The sequence below is a fragment of the Pseudomonas sp. NPDC089530 genome, assembly GCF_050280705.1.
Taxonomy (GTDB): Bacteria; Pseudomonadota; Gammaproteobacteria; order Pseudomonadales; family Pseudomonadaceae; genus Aquipseudomonas.
In genome coordinates, this window is the sequence record NZ_JBNNVU010000179.1 from 1 (window position 1) to 3,825 (window position 3,825).

Genomic DNA, 3,825 nt, shown 5'->3' on the forward strand with positions numbered 1-3,825 from the left:
AGGTGAAACGGGTTAGCAAGCGCTGGGTGTTTTGCATCGGTGGGCGACGTCCACTATCTTGGCTGGGACACCGTAAACCCCGATCATACCCGCATTAAGAGAAGCTGCGAAGCAGCATCCGCGAGAAAGCTGACCATGGTTGAAAATAGCGAACTACGTAAAGCCGGCCTTAAAGTGACTCTGCCACGGGTCAAAATTCTACAAATGCTCGATTCCGCCGAGCAGCGACACATGAGTGCCGAGGATGTTTACAAGGCGCTGATGGAAGCTGGCGAGGATGTCGGTCTGGCCACGGTTTACCGTGTTCTGACTCAGTTTGAAGCAGCAGGCCTTGTGGTACGCCACAATTTTGATGGCGGTCACGCTGTATTCGAGCTGGCTGACGGCGGTCACCACGACCATATGGTCAACGTGGATTCCGGTGAGGTAATCGAATTCTTCGACGAAGAAATCGAAAAGCTTCAGAAGGCGATTGTCGAGAAGCATGGCTTCGAGTTGGTGGACCACAACTTGGTGCTGTACGTACGCACAAAGAAGTAAGCCAGTCACGCGGATGTTGTCCGCGAAACGATCGAAGGCGACCCAAGGGTCGCCTTCGTGCTTTCTGCTCTTTATAAAAGAAGCGGATTCTCAGGCCTTGGCGGTGACCACCATTTTTTTCGCGTGGGCCAGTGACTCCTTGGTCAGATCGATGCCGCCCAGCATGCGTGCCACTTCTTCGATCCGTTCGGTCTTGCCCAGTTTGGATACCGCGGTGTGCGTCGCGTCGTTGCCACGCACCTTGTGTACAAACAGATGTTGATGGCCCTGGGCTGCCACCTGCGGCAAGTGGGTGACCGTCAAGACCTGGCCGCGCTCGCCGAGGCGGCGTAGCAGTTGGCCGACGATTTCGGCGGTCGGGCCGCCGATGCCGACATCCACCTCGTCGAACACCAGGGTGGGGATGCGAGAGGTTTGCGCGGTAATCACCTGGATCGCCAGGCTGATCCGCGACAGCTCACCACCGGATGCGACCTTGGCCAGGGCTTTGAGCGGTTGTCCGGGGTTGGCGCTGACCAGCAGTTCGACCTGCTCGAGACCATTGGGCTGCAGCTCGTCGCCGCTGTTGGCATGCAGTTCGATGGTAAAGCGCCCCCCGGGCATGCCCAGGCGCTGGATCTCCTGCTCGACGGCACTGGCCAGGCTGGTTGCGGCCTGGCAGCGCAGCTCGCTCAGTTCCCTGGCTTTTTCGTGATAGTGCCGGGCATAGGATTTCAGTTCCTCTCCCAGACGCTCGATGGATTCGTCGTTGGCATCCAGGGTTTCGATTTCTTCCAGCAGCTTCTGCTGCATGGCTGCCACCTCGGTGGGCTGGATCCGGTGTTTGCGCGCCAGGGTATAGATAGCGTCCAGCCGTTCTTCCAGCTGTTGCAGGCGCGCCGGATCTGCATCGAAATGGTCGACGAAGCGATTCAGTTCGCCGACGGCCTCTTCGACCTGGATCTGTGCGCTGGCCAGTAAATTAGTGGCTTCTGCCAGGGCGCCGGAGGCATTGCCAATGCTCGACAGGCGATTGAGGCTCACCGTCAGGGCGCTGAGGACGTTGCCGGAATCACTTTCGCTGCAGTGTTCGACGACCTGGCGGCAGATCCCCAGCAGGCTTTCGGCATTGGTCAGGTTCTTGTGTTCGAGCTCCAGCTGTTCGAGTTCGTTTTCGCCCAGTGCGAGGTTCTCCAGTTCCTCCAGCTGGTAGCTGAGAAGCTGGTGGCGAGCCCGCTGCTCATCCCCCGAATTGGACAGGCGCTCCAGCTCCTGGCGGGTCTGGCGCCAACGTTGGGCGGCCAGCGATACCTGGCGGGCCAGGTCGGTCGCGCCGGCATATTCGTCGAGCAGGCGGCGGTGGGTGTCGGTTTTCAGCAGCGACTGGTGTTCATGCTGGCTGTGGATATCGATCAGCAGTTCGCCGAGGGCCTTGAGATCGCTTAGCGGGCAGGGAGAACCATTGATGTAGCCTCGGGAGCGGCCTTCGGCGGTGATGACCCGGCGCAGGATGCACGGACTGTCGTTGTCCAGGTCGCGTTCGGCGAGCCAGGCGCGGGCCTCGGGGATGTCCTCGAGGTCGAAGGTGGCGAGGATGTCGGCCTTGTCGGCGCCTGGGCGGACCACGCCACTGTCGGCGCGATCGCCGAGGGTCAGCCCCAGGGCGTCGAGCATGATCGACTTGCCGGCGCCGGTTTCACCCGTGATGACGCTCATCCCGCGATCCAGTTCCAGATCGAGATGTTCGACGATGGCGTAGTTGTGTACGGACAGGTGCACCAGCATAGAGGCCGCTCCCAGGCTTGAGGTCTGGTTATTTATACAGTGTTTTGTTTTGGGCTGACAATGCCCGGCCTTAGCTCGATTTGCTTGAGGGGCAGATTTTTTTATTGCGCGCGGGAATGGCTGCCAGAGGCTGATTTGGTTCGCACAATGATTTTTGCCGAGGGTGGAGCCCTTGAACCTGGAAAATGCGGCCCCATATACCGGGGCAGAAGCGTGAGTTGAGCTCACGGACGATATTGAAAGGAGAATTGTATGGCTGACGAACAGACGCTGGATACGCAAAATCTCGACGCCAATCAGGCCCCCGAGGCTTCGGGCGAAGATCTGGCAGCTCGTGTGCAAGTGCTCGAAGAGCAGTTGGCTGGCGCTCAGGATCAGGCATTGCGTGTTGCAGCCGATCTGCAGAACGTCCGCCGCCGCGCCGAGCAGGATGTGGAGAAGGCTCACAAATTCGCCCTCGAGCGTTTTGCTGGCGACCTGCTGCCAGTGATCGACAGCCTCGAGCGCGGTCTTGAACTGTCCAGCCCGGACGACGAAAGCATTCGCCCGATGCGTGAAGGCATCGAGCTGACCCTGAAGATGTTCCAGGACACCCTGAAGCGTTATCAGCTGGAAGCGATCGATCCCCACGGCGAACCGTTCAACGCCGAACAGCATCAGGCGATGGCCATGCAGGAAAGTGCCGACGTCGAGCCGAACAGCGTTCTCAAGGTGTTCCAGAAGGGCTATCAGCTCAACGGCCGCCTGCTGCGTCCGGCCATGGTCGTGGTCAGCAAGGCGCCCGCACCGGTTTCGCCTTCGATTGACGAGAAGGCTTGAAATCGCGCGTAACGCCCCCATTAAAAGGTCAAGCGTTTAAGTGCTACCGCAGCCGGACAGCACCGCTGCGGCAACAAAATCTAAAGTTTCGGGAGAGTTAACATGGGCAAAATCATTGGTATCGACCTGGGGACAACCAACTCCTGCGTCTCCATTCTTGAAAACGGCAACGTAAAAGTTATCGAAAACGCTGAAGGCGCGCGTACCACGCCGTCCATCATCGCTTACGCCAACGATGGCGAAATCCTGGTTGGCCAGTCGGCCAAGCGTCAGGCAGTGACCAATCCGCATAACACCCTGTACGCGGTGAAGCGTCTGATCGGTCGTCGTTTCGACGAAGAAGTCGTACAGAAAGACATCCAGATGGTCCCTTACAAGATCGTCAAGGCTGACAACAGCGACGCCTGGGTTGAAGTGAACGGCCAGAAAATGGCTCCGCCACAGATCTCGGCTGAAATCCTCAAGAAAATGAAGAAGACCGCCGAAGACTACCTCGGCGAGGCTGTGACCGAAGCGGTGATCACCGTTCCGGCCTACTTCAACGACAGCCAGCGCCAGGCGACCAAAGACGCCGGCCGCATCGCGGGCCTGGACGTAAAACGCATCATCAACGAACCAACCGCGGCTGCTCTGGCCTACGGCATGGACCGTTCTTCCCGGCGCAAGTGCTGCCAGTGATCGTCAACGAAGAGCCCTGGGCCG

General features: G+C 59.1%; 3 protein-coding genes and 1 pseudogene. 3 read left to right on the plus strand and 1 reads right to left on the minus strand.

The genetic code is table 11. The features are described from left to right. Positions 1 to 135 precede the first annotated feature (135 nt). Positions 136 to 540 (plus strand): ferric iron uptake transcriptional regulator, encoded by a 405-nt coding sequence (fur, locus tag ACQKQA_RS29845; protein ID WP_007920840.1) that lies wholly within the window; start codon positions 136 to 138, stop codon positions 538 to 540. Between the two features lie 90 nt (positions 541 to 630). On the opposite strand, the gene recN is transcribed toward fur, so the two are convergent. After that, complete coding sequence (gene recN, locus ACQKQA_RS29850) at positions 631 to 2,304, minus strand: DNA repair protein RecN (RefSeq protein WP_427564747.1); 1,674 nt, start codon at positions 2,302 to 2,304, stop codon at positions 631 to 633. 252 nt (positions 2,305 to 2,556) lie between these two features. On the opposite strand from recN, the gene grpE reads away from it, so the two are divergent. Next, a complete protein-coding gene (grpE, locus tag ACQKQA_RS29855; RefSeq protein WP_007920848.1) occupies positions 2,557 to 3,123 on the plus strand; it encodes a nucleotide exchange factor GrpE in 567 nt (188 codons plus the stop codon). Between the two features lie 102 nt (positions 3,124 to 3,225). After that, positions 3,226 to 3,777 (plus strand): annotated as a pseudogene (locus ACQKQA_RS29860) (Hsp70 family protein); the annotation flags it as partial. Between the last annotated feature and the right edge of the window lie 48 nt (positions 3,778 to 3,825).

Bases quoted from the DNA above. Each gene is read 5' to 3' on its own strand.
- fur (WP_007920840.1), top strand. From the start codon at position 136: ATGGTTGAAAATAGCGAACTACGTAAAGCCGGCCTTAAAGTGACTCTG.
- grpE (WP_007920848.1), top strand. From the start codon at position 2,557: ATGGCTGACGAACAGACGCTGGATACGCAAAATCTCGACGCCAATCAG.
- recN (WP_427564747.1), bottom strand. From the start codon at position 2,304: ATGCTGGTGCACCTGTCCGTACACAACTACGCCATCGTCGAACATCTC.